Here is an 18,148-nt window from a genome sequence, read left to right as displayed (position 1 = left end):
GTCCGGTGGGATGAGCGATGAGTGATAGTTGGCAACAGGGCGTTGGTGAGCTGTTGCAGAAAAGCCGTATCAGCTTTTTGGCGACAGAGGGGAGAGACGGCCCCGAAACATCGATGGCTCCCTATGCTCTTCATCGCGGTTTGATTTTATTGCATCTCTCCGGACTGGCCAGACATACGGCGAATATTGAGCAACACCCGCAGATCGGCCTGATGATCTGCACAGCTGAAAGCGGGTCACACTCGCCGCTTGCTCTGGCCCGGCTGAGTCTGCAGGGCGATGTGCGACGCGTGCCGGATGAACAACTGGCCACAGCCAGATCGGCTTATCTGAAGCATATCCCTGAAGCGGAGCAGCTGTTCTCATTTGCCGATTTCCACCTGTTCGAGTTTACTCCGGCAGTAATCAACTGGGTGGGCGGATTCGGTAAGGCCCGGAAAATTTCGCAGCAGCAGTGGCAACAGCTCAGTGGCGGGGTGGCACTCCCGGGCGATTAAAGTTTCCAGCGGATGCCTCGTTTGATGCGGCACTGCTTGAGTATCGGGCATAATCGAAAAGCTTGTGCTTGCCGGATGCGTTGATGTGTCATATAAGCTCTCTCATGGCCATCAAATCAACTATTTTCAAAGCAGAATTACAGATTACCGATATGGATCGGAACTACTATCAGGACCATCAGCTGACCATGGCGCGGCATCCGTCCGAAAATGATGAGCGGATGATGGTGCGTCTGCTGGCGTTTGCACTTAATGCCAGCGAATCGTTGCAGTTTACCAGGGGCTTGAGTTCGGAAGATGAGCCGGAAATCTGGCAGAAGAGTATGAGTGACGAGATTGAGCTGTGGATTGATCTGGGACAGCCGGATGAGAAGCGCATCCGCAAGGCCTGCGGGAGAGCCCGGGAGGTGGTGATTTATACCTATCAGCAGCGCAGCAGCGAGGTGTGGTGGGAGCAGCAGCGCAACAAGCTGGAGCGATTTGATAATCTCGGGGTAGTGAATATTCCCGATGAAAGCGTAGCCTTGCTCGGACAGATGGCGCAGCGGGCGATGCGATTGCAGTGCACGATCCAGGATGGGCAGCTATGGTTCAGCAATGGTGAGCAGGCGATTGAGGTCATGCCGGACATCTGGAAACGTGCGACAAGAGTGAAACCATGAAATTCGACCGATACTATATTTGTGCAGATCTGAAAAAGAATCTGCGTGCGTTGGGCTTTAAGCGTACGACCGATATCCAGTTCAAGGCGATCCCGTCGATTATGGAGGGCGAGGATGTGCTGGCGATTGCCCAGACAGGTACGGGTAAAACCGCCGCCTTTGCCATCCCGGTCATTGATAAAATCCACCGTTTCAAAACCAACAGCCAATCCTATGGCATCAAATGTATTGTTATGGTGCCGACCCGTGAGCTGGCGCTGCAGATCGGCAAGGTGTTTGAAAGCCTTGCCAATCACACGCGCGTGAAGGTGTTTACACTGCACGGCGGTGTGGAGCAGGAGCGGCAGATTGCCAAGCTGCAGGATGGCATTGATGTGCTGATCGCCACGCCCGGCCGTATGTTCGATCTGATCAATCAGCAGGCGATCAGGCTCGAAGGTGTTTCCACACTGGTACTCGATGAAGCCGATCACATGCTGGATCTCGGTTTTATTGAGGATATCCGCTATATCAAGAAGATGCTGAAGAAAAAGCATCAGACGCTGTTCTTCTCTGCCACCATCAATGATGAGATCAAGAAGCTGGCCTATTCGCAGGTGAAGAGTGAAGCGATCCGTATTCAGGTGTCGCCGGAAGATCGCATTGCCAAAAATGTCAGTCACTTTGTCATGTTCGTCGAGATGGATGACAAACGCTTTTTTCTCGATCGCTTTCTGCAGGATCATCCCGAGGGCAAGGTGATTGTCTTTGTGCGCACCCGTGTGCGCGCCGAGCGCGTGGTCAGGGCGATGGCGCGCGCAGGCTTTGATACGGTGAGTATTCATGGCGATAAAGATCAGGACGAGCGGGCTACCGCGATGCAGGCGTTCAGAAAAGGTGATTGCCGTGTGCTGATTGCCACCGATGTCAGTGCGCGCGGTATTGACGTGCCCGATGTCGATTTTGTCATCAATTATGATCTGCCGGAGAAGCCGGAGAACTATGTGCACCGCGTGGGTCGTACCGGGCGCGGGATGAAGCTGGGTGATGCGATCTCCTTTTGCAGCAGTGAGGAGAAGCCGCTGCTAGAGGCAATTGAGGATTTCATTGCCAAGCCGATTGAAGTGATGAATGTCAGCAAGGAAGGCTATGCCGATGTGATCCGGACGCCGGAGAGAGCGGCAAAAGAGTTGCAGGATTTGGTGGCTGAGCAGGAAGCCTGGCTCAGCGGTGCCGGCAAAAAGAAGAAAAAACGCAGGAAATAGGAGTGGCTCATGGATGAACCGGTTACAGGGATGTTGTCGGCGCTGGAAGCGCGGGTGCTCGGTTGTTTGATGGAAAAGCAGATGACCACGCCGGATTATTATCCGCTGACACTCAAGGCCCTGACTGCCGCCTGCAATCAGAAGAGCAGCCGGGTACCGGTGATGAACCTGAGCGAAAGTGAAACAGGCGGTGTGGTCAACGGGCTGCGTGCCGAAGGGCTGGTTACCGCGCGCATGGACGGGCGGGCGGATCGCTTTGAGCACCACCTCTCGCGCAAGCTCGGCCTGTCAACGAAAGAGCGGGCTGTGCTCTGCGTGCTGATGTTGCGCGGCGCACTCACCGTGAACGAGATTCGCATCAATACCGGCCGCATGACCACCTTTGACAGCGCTGATGAGCTACAGACCCTGTTGGACGGCCTGATAGGGCGCGATGATCCGCTCCTGATCCGTATCCCGCGTGCTGCCGGTCAGCGAGAAGATCGCTATGCCCATCTGTTATGCGGCGTACCCGAGTTTGATGCGGCAGCACCGGCTTCCGCCGGCGGCAGCAAAGCATCCGATCGCATCGATGCACTGGAGCAGGAGGTAGCCGATCTGAAGGCCGATCTCCAGCGCCTGTGGCAACTGACGGGGTTCCCCAAAGCGTAATTCAGCAGGGCTGACACAGATTCCAATTCCCGGTGGATACTGATCCTTGTGGTGCCTGATCTGTTATGAACCATTGAATAAGCAAAGTAAGCTACTTTGCATGTGGTCTCTGCATTACTTTCTTTTTGCTGAATCAGAAGCTATGCTGATGCTGAACCGGTAGTTAGCCAAACAGCTGAAAGGGCTCCGGCGGCGGAGGGCGAATGAACGAAGTGGATTCCGCGGGAAAGCCGATCAACAAGCCGGATAATAGCCTATTGATTTCCATTACGCGTTGGTCCGGGCTGCATCGAGCGGAACAGCTATTATTGCTTGTATCACTATTTATTGTCTGGTTTTCTGCAGTCAGTGCCATCAACCTTATTCACAGTGGCTATGAGCAAAGGGTTGAAAATCAACTGACAACACTTCTGAAAAGTGCCGGTCAGTCCATTCAGATTTGGAGTCATGACAGAAAGGCCGTTGTAGAGAACCTGGCTACTGACGAAGCTCTCCTGAAAGAGACAGAGTCCCTTCTTCAATCACCCAGAGACAAGCGGTCACTTCTTACGGCTCCTGAGCAGGAGAGGCTGCGAAACATGTTTCTCAGCTTTCTCAAGGGCGGAAACCTGCGTGGTTTTTTTATCATCGATCGCAATAATATAAGTCTGGCCTCGTCACGTGATATCAATGTGGGTACGGTAAACCTGTTGGCAGAACAGCCCGATCTGATCAGGAAAATGTGGCAGGGTAAAGTGGTGATCAGTCAGGTGCAGCTCTCCGATGTGCCGATGCCGAAGCAGACGGCAGTTGATGTGGGTACACGCGACCTGAATATGTTTGTCGGTAGTCCTATTCGCGATCAAAAAGGGCGGATTATCGCGTTGCTGACTTTGCGCATTGATCCAAACGCGACCCTGTTCGCACTGTTAGATCGTGTCCGACCGGGCCACACAGGCGAAGCCTACCTCTTTGATCGTCAGGGGTTGATGCTCAGTCCCAGCCGTTTTCGAAAAGACCTGATCAACATGGGCTTGATCAAGCCGAACGAATCAAGCGTGACGCGGGTTTATATTCGCGATAACAGCGAAAGCCGGACAACAGGGCTCACCCGAATGGCCGCCAGCGCCACGCAAGGCAATCAGGGGTTTGATATTTCAGGGTACCCCGATTATCGCGGTATAAAGGTAGTAGGGGCCTGGCAATGGGAAAAAGCGTTGGATCTCGGTCTTACGGTTGAGCAGGACTTCGACGAAGCCTATGCACTATTCTTTGAGATGAGATCTCTCATCTATGCCGCAGGTATGGTGGCAAGTATTGCTTTGCTGTTGCTGGCACTGTTTTTCGGAAGGGGGCGAAGGAGGGTTCAGGAGACTCAGAATCGTTTGTCGGCTGTGGTGGAACACACGGTGGACAGCGTTGTTGTGATCAACCACCTTGGCATTATCGAGAGTGTAAATCCGGCCGTAGAGAAGGTGTTCGGTTATCAGGCTTCGGAACTGCTCGGGAACAATGTGAGCATGCTGATGCCCGAGCCTCATCGCGGCGTACATAATGACTACATCTCACGCTTTATGGACTCCGGAGACGCGCGTGTGATTGGAATTGGCCGAGAAGTCGAGGCTATCCGTTCCGACGGCTCGCTGTTCCCGGCGGAACTGACGGTCAGTCGGTTTGAACTCGACAGCGGTACTCATTTTGCAGGAACACTGCGCGATTTGACACAGCGCAAGAAGGCCGAGGCTGAGCTGGAGGCTGAAAGAAAATCCAATGAGATTACGAAGAGGGCACTGGAGCGCGGTAATATCGGCGAATTTTGGGTCAATGTGCATACCGCAGCTATTCTCAGAGTAAATGACTGGGCGTGCGACTACCTGAAGTACAGTCGGGAAGAGCTGTTGAATATGACTATTCCCGAGATCGCTCCCGAATTTCCTATGGAGCTGTTTCCCCAGACTATGGAAGAGATCAGGGGGCAGGGATGGGCCCGTCTGGAATCGTTTCATCGGGCCAGGGATGGCTCTGTTATCCCTCTCGAATTTATTGTCGATTATGTGAAGGCGAAGGATGCGAAGGATGATATAATCATTGCGTTTTCACTAGACATCAGCGAGCGAAAGCAAATTGAAGATGAGCTGCGCATGATGTCACTGGTGGCAGCCGAGACCGATAACGGAGTGGTGGTTACGGGGCTTGATCAGAAGATCAAGTGGGTGAATCCGGGCTTTACTGACATTACGGGTTATGACTTCGATGAGGTGATAGGCAGAAAACCGGGCGATTTTCTGCATGGGCCGAAAACCGAACAGGATGCAGTCAGCTGTCTTGGCACGGCGATAAGAAAGCAGGAGCGGGTTGCGACCGATATCACCAATTATGGTAAGAACGGAGAGCCATACATTCTGCACATCGAAATCATGCCGATTCGGGATGAGTCCGGTGAAGTGGTTGAGTTTATTGCGTTAGAGAGCAATGTCACCGAGCAACGTCGGGCTGATAAGGAAATCAAAGAGGCGAAAGAGGCCGCAGAGCTTGCCAACCGTGCCAAATCATCATTCCTGGCGGCCATGAGCCATGAGATCCGCACGCCGCTAAACGGTGTGGTCGGCACCATCGATCTGCTTGAGCACACCAGACTTGAATCTAATCAGCGTGACATGGTCAGAACGGCGCGTGACTCCTCCCTGACCCTGATGGGTATCATCGATGATGTCCTTGATTTCTCCAAGATTGAAGCTGGTAAGCTCGAGCTTGATGATGCTCCGGTCTCCCTGCAGCGAGTGGTGGAGGGTTGTGTTGAGTCTATGCAGCCACTGGCAGCAAAAAATAACATTGAGCTGCTTGTGTTTTGTGAACCCGCAATCCCGGAAGTGATGGGGGATTTGGTGCGCCTGAGACAAATCCTGTTAAATCTGACCGGCAATGCGATCAAGTTCTCTGCCGGATTAAAAAGCGGGCGACAGGGCCGGGTAGAGGTGAGTGCTGCCCTGGAGAGTGTGGAGGAGCAGGATGTTAAAATCCGTTTGTCAGTAAAAGACAACGGTATTGGGATGAGCGCCGATGCGCAGGAAAAGTTGTTCAGGCCCTTTGTGCAGGCGGAAAGCTCAACCACACGCCGATTTGGCGGCACAGGGCTTGGTCTTGCCATTTCAAGGCGTCTTGTCGAGATGATGGGCGGGCATATAGAGGTGGAAAGCCGCCTGGATCAGGGAGCGTGCTTCTCGGTAGCGCTCACCATGAAGGTGGCACTTGACCAGCAAGTGACTCCAGACAGTGGGCTGGCCGGGTTGCAAGTTTTGCTGGTAAAAGGTCACCCTGAAGCAGTTCGTATTATCGATGTCTATCTCCGTTTTGCAGGTGTCATAGTCACTCTCGCAACACCTGCAGATGCACTTGAGCGATTTAAGACGCTTGTGAATAATGATGGTGAGGTGCTGCTGGTTATCGATAGTCAGGGCGAAGAAGAACGTACAAACCAAATGAGAGCGGAGATGAGGAAAATAGCGGCTGGAAAGAAAGAGCTTCGCTTCCTCATGATTGGCCGAGGCAGGCGAAGATATGTGCGGCCGTCCGCTGAGGATGGCATGGCGCTTGATATTAACGCTATGCGGCGAAGCACACTGGTCAATGCAGTGGCCTCTCTTGCCGGGCTTGAATCGCCGGAGCAGGGAGATCAGGAGCAGGATTATAGCTATATCATCGAGCTCCCTACACGGGAAGAAGCGAAAGCCGAAGGACGACTTGTTCTGGTTGCAGAGGATAACGAGACCAACCGCAATGTGCTTCGCCAGCAACTGGCCATGCTGGGATTTGTTGCAGAGATGGCTGAAGATGGGGTGCAGGCGTTGGAGATGTGGAGAAAAGAGAGGTATCCGCTGCTGCTTACAGATTGTCATATGCCAGAGTTGGATGGTTATAATCTGGCCCGCGCCATTCGTGAAGAGGAAGGTGATATCAGGCATACAAACATCGTCGCCATCACTGCCGATGCGCTAAAAGGAACGGCGGAGAAGTGCCTTGCTGCAGGCATGGACGACTATGTCACCAAGCCGATGCAAATTCCTGAGCTTCGTGGCATTCTGGAGAAATGGTCTTCCGACAGGCCGGTTGAACAGGGGGAGGATCTGCTGCCGGACGTCTCTGCAGTCAGCCCGTCGATAGACCCTGAAGCTTTGAGCTCCTTGCTGGGCAGTCATGAGCCGGAGATGCTGGCCAGGTTTTATGCAGATTTTCTGGAAACAAGCATGACCACTGTCGAGCAGATAAAGACTGCCCATGCTAAAGGAGATCTCAGGAAAGCAGGCGAGCTGGCGCATAAGCTGAAGTCAGCTGCGCGAACGGTTGGCGCGAATGAGTTGGCCGATTGCTGCCTGGCGATTGAGCAGGCCGGCAAGGCTGGAAACGGGCAGGATCTTGACCTGCAGGTGAGCCGCTTTAGTTTGTTGTTTGAAGAGGTGTGCGACTGGCTTGAGCAGCGTAATGCCAGCGAACAGGGGCGAGGTAAGTGATGAAATCCATCGTATCGAATCAATCTGTTCTGGTCGTGGATGACGAACCTTTCGTGTTGGAAACAACAGCATTCATTCTTCGCAGGCTGGGTTTTAAGGCAATATTCACTGCTGAGAATGTTCCCGATGCATTGGCTATACTCGAAGGCTCTGACACGCCAATTGGGCTGGTGTTAAGTGACCTAAATATGCCGGATGTAGATGGTGTAGAACTGCTTCGGCTGTTCGCTGAAAGAGCATATGAAGGCGATATTGTGCTCTTTAGCGGCGAGGATAGCCGTACATTGAGCATGGCGGAAAGTCTTGCAAAAGCCCGGAATCTGTCGGTGCTTGGTTCGGTGTCCAAACCCCTTAAAGTGGATGAGCTGACCGTACTGCTGGCCAAGCGAGGTAAAGTGCTTCGCAAGAACGGGCATGTTACTCCGGACCTGGTCCCTGTAGATGAGCTGGTTGCGGCTATTGAGGCGGAGGAACTGGAGCCCTGGTATCAGCCGAAGATTGACATTGCGAGCAAGCGGGTGGTTGGTGTCGAAGCTCTGGTCCGCTGGCCGAGCAAGGAAAAAGGTATGGTTTTCCCCGATGCCTTTATTCCTGTCGCCGAAGAGAATGGTCTGATTGATGCGCTTACCTTTCTGGTGATCAAAAAGGCTGCCGATATGCAGGCCCATTGGCAGAAGCAGGGGTTATCTCTCAAAATTGCTATCAATGTTTCTATGGACAGTCTTTACGATCTGACGTTTCCAGAGCGTGTCGTCAGCTATTTGGAGAAGCATCGGGTTGATCCAACAGGCTTTCAGTTAGAGGTGACGGAGAGTCGTCTGATGGACGATCTGGTCGGTCCACTGGATATTCTGTTGCGTTTGCGGCTTAAGAGGTTCTCGCTCTCTATTGATGATTTCGGTACCGGGCACTCCAACCTGACCCAGCTTCGAGATCTACCCTTCGATGAGATTAAGCTTGATCGCAGCTTTGTTCAGGGAGCAGCAGAAGATGAGAGGGCTAAGTCGCTACTTGAGTCGAGTGTCGATATTGCAAAAAAACTCGATATGGAAATCGTTTCAGAGGGTGTCGAGACGTTGGAGGATTGGCAGCGGGTTGAGATGCTGGGTTGTGATCAGGTTCAGGGCTATTTTGTCTCTCGTCCGTTGCCCGGTGATGATATTCCTGCCTGGGTGGAAGGCTGGCCCAAGCTCTGTGAAACACTTTTTCCTTGATTAAAGCCTGAAAAGAGAGAGCGGCGCGGCGACTTTCGACGAAAATGATTTTCCGGTTGTATCATACTCATTGCAAGTCGAAGTCGCTCCCTGCTTACTGCATGTATTCGACGCGTGCGGATCAATGGAATACAGGGGCGTCAGGGGTTGAATGTTGAATACTCGGGTGATTCATTTAGCTACTGCTTTGAAAGCATCCGGCTTATCATCTGGCTTGCGGCTTCAAATGAATAGGGTTTGCTCAGCACATGGCAATTGGAAATATCTGCATTTCCGGATGTGACCAATGCTCTGTCATAGCCAGTGGCCAGAATAATCGGGATATTGTCATTTAACTTGCGAATCTCCCTGGCCAGTTCCACTCCTCCCATTCCGGGCATCACGATATCGGAAAGGATTAATTCAATCTGCTCATGGTGCTCTAAATAGAGACGTAGTGCCTGATCTCCATCGCAGGCCTCAATAACTTGATAGCCAAGGCCCTGTAGTACCTCTGATGTGGTGTCGCGCAGATTATCCTCGTCATCAACCAGAAGGATCGTTTCCGCATTTCCCTGTATGGAGAGGGATGGTGGAATTGGGTCGTTAACAACCGCAGCCTGAATAAGTGGAAGGTAGATGTGAAAGGCAGTTCCTTTACCTATGTCTGACTCTACATCAAGTACGCCACCATGTCTTTCTATTGAGCCGAAGACCATAGCAAGTCCCAGACCTGTTCCTTTTCCCGGCTCTTTGGTAGTGAAAAACGGATCAAATATAGCTTCTAAATGGATCCGCTTAATGCCGCAGCCATTGTCCCTTATCGTGATCCTGGCAAAGTGCTCTTCAACTGTTTCAGGATGTGACTTTTTGAACTCAGGGGTAGCTTGATATTTATGCAAACTCCATTCTATCTTTGGTTGCTTGGTTTTTTCCAGAGCATCACGGGCATTGTTTGAGAGGTTGATCATTACCTGCTGTAGCTGGGTCTTGTCGGCATTCACCGGTAATATTTCATTGCTCAGATGCAGGCTACGATCAATATTTTCGGGAATCGTACTTCTTGCCAGTTTGAAGGCATCCTTGATCAGCGTGTTCAGCTCGACAGCTTCGATCTCCACAATATCCTTTTTGGCAAATGTAAGTAGCTGTTTAACGACTCCGCTGGCATCTGAGACAAGCTGGTGAATGGTTTGCAGTCTTTTGCCAACAACCTGCCGGTCTCCCAGGTTTCTGGTTGCCAGAAACACATTACCCTGTAACGCAGCAAGCATGTTATTAAAGTCGTGTGCGATACCGCCAACCAGTGTCCCCATCGACTCCATCTTCTGTGCTTGCAGCAGTTGCTGCTCCAGTTTTTTTAGCTCTGTAACATCTTTCATGATTGAGACGAAATGAATGATTTTTCCATCTTCATCAATGATAGGGGCGATTGAGAGCAGGATGGGGAAGAAGCTTCCATCCTTTCTTCTGTCAATAAGACCGCCTTCCCAAATTTTCCCGCGGGAGATGGTTTGCCAGAGTTCCCGGTAGACCGAGGGGTCCTGCGCCTCACTTTTAAGTATCGAGGTGTTCTTGCCAATCAGGTCCTGAGCAGAGTAGCCAGTGATGTCAGTAAATGATTGATTGATATATTCAATAGTTGCATCAGGAGAGGTGATCATGATCCCTTCACCGGCCTGCTGCAGTGCCTGAGACAGTTTCGACAACTCTTTTTGCTGGACTGCAATTTCCTGTTGAGCCCGATTACGTTCGCTGATATCGATAGCAAAAACCATGAACGTACCACCATTGAAGGGATAAAAGGTGGTGACAATCTCTACCGGCCATAACTCGCCGCTTTTGGTGCGGTGCCATGTTTCAAAGCGGTCGTACCCTTTACTTATGATTTTCGCGAGATGCCTTCTGGTCTCATCACTTGTTTCGGTCGCTTCAATGTCGGGAATTCGCATGTTCAGAAACTCTTCACGGCTGTAACCTGAGCGTTTCAGGTAGGCATCGTTTACCTCGATAAAACATCCTTGCGAATCAGCTACCCAGAATCCATCTGCAGATGTTTCGACGAGGGCGTTGTATCTGCGCTCCTTGTCCTGCAGCGCAATATCCAGATGCTTGCGCTCGGAGATATCGCGCACAATGCTGATCAAACGCTGCTCACCATCCACATAAACAATACGTGCGCTGATCTCCACCGGCATGATCGAGCCGTCTTTACGATAGTGGGCCGTCTCAAATACAGCGCGCCCCTTGCTGATGATGTCATTAATACGTTGAGAAACTTTGGGTGCAAACTCCGGGGTATCAAGTTCAGCGACTTTTTTACCTATAATTTCCTGTTTATGATAACCCAGACGCTGATGAAAGGCGGGATTACATTCAATGATCAAGCCTTCATGGTTGATGATAATGACACCATCATCCATGATATCAAATAGTAGCGAGTGTATCTCACCGATTGATTTGAATTGCGATAGCCTTTCGTTGTCCTGCATCTGCTTTCCCCGGTATATTCATACACTACTATCATGGTACGCGTTTGCCTTGAACTGAAACATTTAATTATAAGCAAGTCATGTGCCTTATTCGCTGATTGAGATATTGCGTGCTGATATTATTCAGAGCATCGGGAGGGCTGGTTTAATATGGCCCTTTAACGGAAAAAAATGGGAGTATTTATCACTGGACGTCACCCTTCGGGCGCTCAGTAATTCAGGCGCATCGTCATATCGATACTCCGCCCGTCGTAGCGGAAGCTGGCGGCTGAGAAGGAAGGCGCGCCCAGCAGTGCTTTGGCGTTGTTGGAAAAGCCGTAGCCCTCCGAGGGGATGCCCATCCATTTGCTGTCCAGCTTGCCGTTCATATTCTCATCATGAACAACGGCCATTGCATACTTGCCGGGCGGGATGTCTTCAAAGTCGCAACGTGCCTGATCCTTTCGAATTTTGATGATCATAATGTTTGTTGCAAACTTCAGGAATTCATGAGGGAAACCCTTCGGCGACTCGAACAGGGCGCACGCCACGGTTCCGGTGCTGTTTCTTATGTTGAGAATCTTCACATGAATCCCGGGGCATGATGGAGGTTGGGCAAGGACGGGAAGACTCGCAAACATCAGTACTGCAAGCCACGCCGCGCATAGAGCGCTCATTGGAATCCGTCCCTGCACCCCCCTGAGTGTGGAGGTTGTTGCTGGCTTTCGAATGGGTGGCTCATTCATGATCTTCCTCCCGGCTCCAACCGGTATGCCTTCAAGCGTATCGTAACGATCTCATCGTGACTATGGTGTCTGACGCTGATTCGCCGTCACAATTATAGACGCATTTGACAGACTTTTTCTCCAGACTGTGTGAAAACGCTGGTTGAGCCGTTGAGCAGGGGTACCTGTATGTGCTGCAGCTCGGGGTTGACCTGATTTCACGGAACGGAAAAGACCTGTAGGTTGACCTGTGAGGAGGATCTGGCCTATTCGGGCGCGTCGCTGTTACTGGTGCGATAGCGGGAGATCTTGTGGAACTCCTTCTTGACGATAATCAGTGTCGCGCCCCATGTGATACAGACGATCAGAGTCAGCCAGCTGATGGCAGTGATGGGAACGCTGAACCATAGCCACTGGGTCAGCAGCAGAATCATCACCGAACCCAATATTTTAAAGACGCGGTAGCCGAACATATCAATCCATGCCTTGGCCTGAAAAATCAGCACGGCGTTGATCGGAATATAGAGCAGCTCTTTAGACGCGCGGTTGATCGAGTAGGAGAGGCCGCGATCGGCGATTTTCAGTGTGGCTGCCGTGAACAGGCCGGGGGCGGATATGAAGAACAGGGTACTGAAAGCCACGGCCAGCGGCTGGAATGCCAGCCCGGCAATGGCGCCCATCCAGCGGTGTATCAGTGGCGTGATCAGCAGGTTAACGCCGATGGCCACGCCGCTTAACAGGCTGAACAGTCCGCCCAGATAGGCTGTCCGCTGCTCCTGATCGCTGTAGGCCGCTTCAACGGCGTGCATAAACTGAAACTCCACCAGTGGTTCGATGACCTGTGAGAGCAGCAACAGGGCGGCAATCAGTGTCAGGTAACGATTGCCGATAATGGTGTGCCAGAAGCCGCTGTCGACACTGGGAGTCGCGGCAGTGTCTGCCTCGTTCTCATGATACAGACCGAAGCGCTGCATCAGCAGTGTCAGTGCCATCAGTAGCAGCAGAATCAGCCCGGCAACCGGTAGCAGGTCCAGTGTATCCATACCGGCATAGGCAATCAGTGCATGCGCTCCCATGCCGCCCAGCACACCGCCGAGCAGGCCGCCGGTGCCGATCAGGGCATACCAGCGATGCCCCTCATGTTCAGTGTTGATTGTATTGGTCAGGCTCCAGAACTGCTCGACCAGGATGACGCTGAGAATATCAACATAAATATAGAAGGTGAAAGCGGTAACCGGTGACGGTGATGCCAGCAGTAACCGGAACAGACCCAGCAGGGCGATCAGAACCACTATCGTGCCAATCACTACGCGCATGCGCGAAAAATGCGCGACCAGGCGGTTATAATAGGAAATAATCAGGCCCAGAGAGAATGCGGTGGCAATCCATACATAGGGTAAATTCGCGCTGCCGATCTGTTCGATAAAGATCGACCGGCTGGCCGGCTTCAGTTGATAGAGCGCTGCGATGATCAGGAAATAGTTCGTGAACAACAGTACGCTGCGCAGCAGCGGCAGATTAGGTTTCTTTTTCATGCAGTCTGATTCCTATGTTTGGTCGGTCGCATGCATACGGCATGAAGAGGTAGCATAGGGGGGATGGCGAGCACACGCAATATCTTGTCTTTTTGCAGCGGAAATAGCGGCGTATGGTGGTCATATACCTGTGGAGATCAGGCCGGATTGAGTCCTGCTGCCAGCGCACGCAGTGCTCTGCCACGGTGGGAGACGCTCGCTTTTTCCTCTGCACTGGCTTCAGCGAAAACCTTGTCCAGTTCTGGGCAGTAGAACAGCGGATCATAGCCGAAGCCGGATGAGCCGGCCGGTTGCGATAAAATCATACCATCAACATGACCTTCCGCCGTGACCGGGGCACGCCCGTCAGGATATGCCAGATGGATGGCGCAGCTGAAGTGGGCACTGCGATTATCAATGCCTGCAAGCGCTTGCAGTAGTTTGGCATTGTTGGCGGCATCACTGCCATCCTCGCCGGCATAGCGGCTGGAGTAGATGCCCGGAGCACCGCCCAGTGCATCGACGCACAGGCCGGAGTCATCGGCCAGCGCCGGCAATCCGTTGGCGCTGGCGAAAGCCTCGGCTTTTTTCCGGGCATTACCGGCAAAGCTGTCGGCATCCTCAATCACATCGACGCTGATGGTCTCTTCTGCAGGCACCAGCTCAATGCCGAGTGATCCGAGAATGGCTGCGATCTCTTTGCGTTTCTTTTGATTGTTACTTGCAACGACCAGTTTCATTTTTATCCATGCCCCTTTACCACAAAGGTATAAAGTGTCCAAAACGCTGACTTTACTTGCTGCCTTTGTGGTTCAAGATTTTTTTTGTACTTATTGATAACTATTGTTTGTATGACAGCCAGCCTGATCCGCGCTGAGCTTTTCGGCATAGCGGTTGCATTTAACGGGCGAAGTTCATCCGCGCTCTTCGCGCATGGTTTTAAAATCCTGTTCAAACATTATTTCATCACAGAGAATATGAAGGAGGCAGGGGAAAATATGAGCTGAACAGCTGGTTACCTGTCCGGATAAATGATGCAACCGTCCATATCGTTATGGGTATGGCTAGAAACCAGACTACCCCGCTTATATCAGCTTTTTCTCTGTCTCCTTCGTGCGCTCGGCGGTTATATGTTTTTGACTTGTTAGTGGGTGCCGGCGCTTGCTTCCTGCAGCCAGGCTTTCAATTGGGGGGCGTCTTTGCCGCCGGGGGAGAGTCTGCCATCGCCGGAAATCAGCGTAGGTGTGCCGGTGATGCCGAGCTTTTTGCCCAGTGCTGCAATCTCGTCAATCGGTGTGTCGCAGGTGCCGGCAGCCGGATCTGCATTATTAACCATGATATCGGTCATCATTTTCTGACGGTCTTTGCTGCACCAGATCGCGGTGGACCAGCGTTTGGCATGCTTGTGGAAGCTCAGCGGGTAGAGGAAGCTGTAGACCTTGACGCCTTTAACCTTGGCCAGTTCCTTTTCAAACTTGCGGCAGTAGGGGCATTCCGGATCGGTAAATACAGCCAGTTTCAGTTTCCCGTTTTTGTCGCCGGATACGATGGCCTTATCCAGCGGCAGTACGCTCCATTCCACACGATTGAGCTCTTCCAGGCGGGCTCGGGTCAGGTCTTTCTTCGCCACTGAATCAATAATATGCGCGCCGATCACAAAATGGCTGCCGTCGGCATCGGTGTAGAAAATATTTCTGCCGCTCTTTACCTCGAACAGGCCGGGAATGGGTGAGGGGGTTACCGCATCAATTGGTGTGTTGCGCAGTACATCGGCCGCATGGCTGCGAATGGATTCGATATTGGCTTCTGTTGCCATTGCGGGTAAGGCAATCAGGCATGATAAGATCAGTAGTAGTGAACGCATGGTGCCTCCGGAGGGTAATATGTTGGTGCGCATGATGCGGCTATTGACCTTCGCTGTGAAGGGGGAAGCGGTACACTGTATGGGTGTGCGCATCAGGGCTTGAGCATGCTCAGTACGGTGTCTGAAAATGAGGGGTCCTCCCATGGCAGGGTACCGATCTGGCGGGCTTTGATTGTACCATCCGAGGCGATTGCCAGGGTGGTAGGCAGGCCGCGTGCGCCCATGCCCATCGCCTGGGCAGAGTCAGTCAACTGGGCGGGCAGATCAAAGTGATTGCTGGTCAAAAATGCCTGTGCATCTGCCAGACTGCTGTCCAGCGATATCGGAATAATTATGACCTGCGGGTGCTTCTTCAACCAGGCGGTCAGTGCAGGCATCTCATGACGGCAGGGGCCGCACCATGAGGCCCAGAAATGCACCAGTACCGGTTTGCCCTTGTATTCATCGAGTGAATGCATTGCACCTTTACTATCCGTCCAGTGCAGGGAAGCAGCTTGAGCGGGCATCCATGCCAGCAGCAACAGGGCGGCAATCATCCACCGGATGGCCTGAGCGGGAGATGACATACGGTGTATAGGCAATTGGGGCATGGAGTTCTCCTTTGACTTGAGTCGAGAGTGGCGGAGAAACCTTGCATAAAAAACGGGGCAAGTCATATTTTTCACCGGTAACATGGACAAGACTTGCGTGCGGCAGGCAAGCTGAAGGTCTGCTTTGGATATAACACCGTTACTTGTCTAGCGTTTCCGAATACTGCTAATATGCCGCTTAAAGTCAGTGTCCGGTCGCTGGCCTGCACGCTCTAACTTGATGGATCGGAAAGGATGATGGCGCGATGATGAAAAAGCACTGGAAGCTTATAAGCGCTATATCTGTGATGCTTTTATTTGCTGCGGGAGTGGCCGGCTGGTCTGTCTGGCATCATGCACGCCCGGAGATACCCGGTTACCTCAAGCGTATGGGGGGTGACTTCACACTCATGTCGGCAGATGGCCCTGTATCGTTGCACGACTATCGGGGACGCGTTGTACTGGTTTATTTCGGCTATACCCACTGTCCGGATGTCTGTCCGATGGCGCTGGGAGTGATTGCATCGGCGATGCATGCACTGAAAGGGAGCGAGGCCAGCCATGCTGCAGGCATTTTTGTCAGCGTGGACCCGCGTCGTGATCATCCGGATCTGCTTAAGAAGTATACAGCTTTTTTTGACCCTCATATTGTCGGAGTCACGGGAAGCAATACAGTACTCAATCAGGTTGCACAAAACTGGCATGTGAGTTTCAGCGTGCCAAAAGCAGCAGCCGACGAAAATTATACGGTTGAGCACTCAACATTTATTTATCTGGTCAATGCGAAGGGGCAGATTGTTGAGTTGTTTGATGAAAAAACGTCGCCAAAATTGATTGCACAAGCCATGCGTCGCTGGCTGGACTGAACAGGAGAGAACAATGGGCAGATATATTATCATGATCCTGGCAGGACTTATTGCGTCCCCGTCCGCAGCGTTAGCCGGGGAAGTCGTGGCAAAGCAGGCGTGGGTAAGGTTGGCTCCGCCGGTATCCGATTCGACCGCAGCTTATATGGTGATGGAGAACGACGGTGACAGTGACGTGATACTGACTGCGGTTGAATCTGCAGCGGCAAAACATGTGATGATGCACGGGATGGCGATGAAAGAGGGCCGCATGCACATGTTTGAGTTGGAGCATGTGAGGGTGCCTGCACACGGGACTGTTTCATTTGAGCCCGGTGGCATGCATATCATGCTGATGGGGCTGAATGAAGCACTGCACACCGGCCAGACATTACGCTTCAAGTTCAGAACGGCTGCTGGAGAATCATTTACGGTGCCGGCGGTTGTCAGGGATATGCGCCACTAATAGCGGCTGCGGGTACAGCATTTTCCTCGATATGCAGGGACGAGCTGCGAAACCGTGGAGGAGTGCTAGAGTCTCGTCCGGAAGGTCGTCAGATCGGTAACTATCAACAGCAGTACACAAATCAGGAGTGGCTATGTCCTCGTTTTTTTCCAGACTGAAAAAGGGTTTGACGCGTAGTCGTGAAGGCCTGGCGCAGCTTATCCCCGGCCGTGATGTCGATGTGTTATCCGCTGACGACTGGATGGATATTGAGGACGGCCTGATCATGGCCGATTGCGGTGCCGAGTTATCGACCGCGCTGGTCAAATCGGTACGCAAACGTCGAGGCGGATCAGTAGCGGCACTGAAATCGGCCATGCTGGAAATGCTGCCGGATGCACCTCCGGTCACTCAGGCCACAGACGGCCCGTTTGTGCTGCTGGTTGTCGGCGTGAATGGTACGGGCAAAACGACGACCATCGGCAAGCTGGCTACGATGTTTCGGGCCGAAGGCAAATCGGTGCTGGTCGGTGCAGGTGATACCTTCCGCGCCGCTGCAGTGGAACAGCTGGCGGTTTGGGTGGAGCGGGCCGGAGCCGATATGGTGCGTCAGAGTGAGGGCGCGGACCCGGCCGCAGTAGCTTTCGATACGATACAGCGGGGGCTCGCGCGCGCTTATGATGTGGTGATTGTGGATACAGCCGGGCGCGTGCAGACTGATCGCGGTCTGATGGATGAGCTGGCCAAGGTGCGTCGGGTGATTACCAAGGCATATCCCGCAGCACCGCATGAGGTGTGGCAGGTTGTCGATGGCGGCACAGGCCAGAATGCCGTGGTGCAGGTGGAAAAATTCCGCGAGGTGGCCGGTACGACGGGCCTGATCGTGACCAAGCTCGATGGCTCGGGCAAAGGCGGCATCGTTTTGCAGCTGACCGAAAAATTCGGTCTGCCGATCCGCTATGTGGGTGTTGGGAAACGCTG

General features: G+C 52.6%; 15 protein-coding genes. 9 read left to right on the top strand and 6 right to left on the bottom strand.

Translation table 11 applies throughout. The features are described from left to right. The first annotated feature begins 17 nt into the window (after nucleotides 1-17). The 6 genes from SPV1_RS00950 to SPV1_RS00925 all read left to right on the top strand — a co-directional run bounded on the left by SPV1_RS00950 (nucleotide 18) and on the right by SPV1_RS00925 (nucleotide 8,755). Nucleotides 18-497, top strand: coding sequence for a HugZ family pyridoxamine 5'-phosphate oxidase (locus tag SPV1_RS00950; RefSeq protein ID WP_009849201.1), 480 nt, complete (start codon nucleotides 18-20; stop codon nucleotides 495-497). A 104-nt stretch (nucleotides 498-601) separates the two neighbouring features. Continuing rightward, entirely contained in the window at nucleotides 602-1,159 is a 558-nt protein-coding gene (locus SPV1_RS00945; RefSeq protein ID WP_009849200.1) for a YaeQ family protein, read from the top strand. Then, on the top strand, nucleotides 1,156-2,403 hold the full coding sequence (locus tag SPV1_RS00940) for a DEAD/DEAH box helicase (RefSeq protein ID WP_009849199.1): 1,248 nt from the start codon (nucleotides 1,156-1,158) through the stop codon (nucleotides 2,401-2,403). Before SPV1_RS00945 ends, SPV1_RS00940 begins: the two co-directional genes overlap by 4 nt. A 9-nt stretch (nucleotides 2,404-2,412) precedes the next feature. Beyond that, nucleotides 2,413-3,054, top strand: a complete 642-nt coding sequence (locus tag SPV1_RS00935; protein WP_009849198.1) for a YceH family protein — start codon at nucleotides 2,413-2,415, stop codon at nucleotides 3,052-3,054. A gap of 203 nt (nucleotides 3,055-3,257) precedes the next feature. Continuing rightward, nucleotides 3,258-7,541: a PAS domain S-box protein gene (locus SPV1_RS00930; protein ID WP_009849197.1), complete on the top strand. Its 4,284-nt coding sequence runs from the start codon at nucleotides 3,258-3,260 to the stop codon at nucleotides 7,539-7,541. Next, nucleotides 7,541-8,755 carry an EAL domain-containing response regulator gene (locus tag SPV1_RS00925; protein WP_009849196.1) on the top strand — a complete coding sequence of 405 codons (1,215 nt, stop codon included), beginning with the start codon at nucleotides 7,541-7,543 and terminating at the stop codon, nucleotides 8,753-8,755. Before SPV1_RS00930 ends, SPV1_RS00925 begins: the two co-directional genes overlap by 1 nt. Before the next feature lie 179 nt (nucleotides 8,756-8,934). On the opposite strand, the gene SPV1_RS00920 is transcribed toward SPV1_RS00925, so the two are convergent. From SPV1_RS00920 to SPV1_RS00895, 6 genes are all read right to left on the bottom strand, one after another. Continuing rightward, nucleotides 8,935-11,226 carry a hybrid sensor histidine kinase/response regulator gene (locus SPV1_RS00920; protein WP_009849195.1) on the bottom strand — a complete coding sequence of 764 codons (2,292 nt, stop codon included), beginning with the start codon at nucleotides 11,224-11,226 and terminating at the stop codon, nucleotides 8,935-8,937. Between the two features lie 209 nt (nucleotides 11,227-11,435). Further along, entirely contained in the window at nucleotides 11,436-11,951 is a 516-nt protein-coding gene (locus tag SPV1_RS00915) for a DUF2141 domain-containing protein (protein WP_040881360.1), read from the bottom strand. A 245-nt stretch (nucleotides 11,952-12,196) separates the two neighbouring features. Beyond that, nucleotides 12,197-13,465, bottom strand: coding sequence for an Npt1/Npt2 family nucleotide transporter (locus SPV1_RS00910; RefSeq protein ID WP_009849193.1), 1,269 nt, complete (start codon nucleotides 13,463-13,465; stop codon nucleotides 12,197-12,199). A 137-nt stretch (nucleotides 13,466-13,602) separates the two neighbouring features. Then, on the bottom strand, nucleotides 13,603-14,184 hold the full coding sequence (gene rdgB / locus SPV1_RS00905) for an RdgB/HAM1 family non-canonical purine NTP pyrophosphatase (RefSeq protein ID WP_009849192.1): 582 nt from the start codon (nucleotides 14,182-14,184) through the stop codon (nucleotides 13,603-13,605). A 404-nt stretch (nucleotides 14,185-14,588) separates the two neighbouring features. Beyond that, a complete protein-coding gene (locus SPV1_RS00900; RefSeq protein ID WP_018294442.1) occupies nucleotides 14,589-15,308 on the bottom strand; it encodes a DsbC family protein in 720 nt (239 codons plus the stop codon). 92 nt (nucleotides 15,309-15,400) lie between these two features. Next, the gene (locus SPV1_RS00895) at nucleotides 15,401-15,898 is read right to left on the bottom strand and encodes a TlpA family protein disulfide reductase (protein ID WP_231288228.1); all 498 of its coding nucleotides are present in this window, start codon (nucleotides 15,896-15,898) and stop codon (nucleotides 15,401-15,403) included. A 245-nt stretch (nucleotides 15,899-16,143) separates the two neighbouring features. Between SPV1_RS00895 and SPV1_RS00890 the strand changes: the two genes are divergently transcribed. The 3 genes from SPV1_RS00890 to ftsY all read left to right on the top strand — a co-directional run. After that, complete coding sequence (locus tag SPV1_RS00890; protein ID WP_009849188.1) at nucleotides 16,144-16,743, top strand: SCO family protein; 600 nt, start codon at nucleotides 16,144-16,146, stop codon at nucleotides 16,741-16,743. A gap of 13 nt (nucleotides 16,744-16,756) precedes the next feature. Further along, nucleotides 16,757-17,188, top strand: coding sequence for a copper chaperone PCu(A)C (locus SPV1_RS00885; protein WP_009849187.1), 432 nt, complete (start codon nucleotides 16,757-16,759; stop codon nucleotides 17,186-17,188). A gap of 133 nt (nucleotides 17,189-17,321) precedes the next feature. Further along, nucleotides 17,322-18,148, top strand: an 827-nt coding sequence (gene ftsY, locus SPV1_RS00880) for a signal recognition particle-docking protein FtsY (RefSeq protein ID WP_009849186.1), incomplete at its 3' end; no start/stop codon positions are given.

Source organism: Mariprofundus ferrooxydans PV-1 (assembly GCF_000153765.1).
Classification (GTDB): domain Bacteria; phylum Pseudomonadota; class Zetaproteobacteria; order Mariprofundales; family Mariprofundaceae; genus Mariprofundus; species Mariprofundus ferrooxydans.
This window is presented reverse-complemented; position numbering and strand designations above follow the sequence as displayed.